Origin of the sequence: Anabaena sp. 4-3, from assembly GCF_001597745.1 — a bacterium.
GTDB lineage: Bacteria > Cyanobacteriota > Cyanobacteriia > Cyanobacteriales > Nostocaceae > Trichormus.
In genome coordinates this window covers 1-360 of record NZ_LUHJ01000052.1, presented here as the reverse complement: position 1 = coordinate 360, position 360 = coordinate 1, and the positions used below count along the sequence as shown (strand labels likewise).

Annotated in this window: 1 protein-coding gene; it reads right to left on the bottom strand. The window is 41.7% G+C overall.

The window, feature by feature from the left end:
* A partial coding sequence (locus A3775_RS14760; protein ID WP_156481645.1) for a helix-turn-helix domain-containing protein occupies nucleotides 1-263 on the bottom strand: 263 nt, incomplete at its 3' end.
* Nucleotides 264-360: the final 97 nt, after the last annotated feature.

Genomic DNA, 360 nt, shown 5'->3' with positions numbered 1-360 from the left:
GCGCATTTCGATACTTGATAGTACCAAGGATGAGTAGATTTAATTGATGCTACTAACCATTTATGTAAATCTATGGCTGTGGGGAATTTGATTTGGTCTTGGTAGGGGCGAACGGCCGTTCGCCCGTACTTGTTATGTTGGAGTAGTTGCTGACACAATGCTAAACCTTGATTCCAAGCATGTCTGGCTACTCCGGCGTGTTGTGCTAGTAGTAGTCGTTGTTTTCGCTTGAGTTTTAGTTGTGTCTTAAATCCTAGTAGCATGATGCTATTCTACAGCCAAATCCCGACATCATCACCACATACATCAGTTGTGTCACCTAGATTAAATGTGAGTATTTGTCAGCAATAGTTAGCAAAT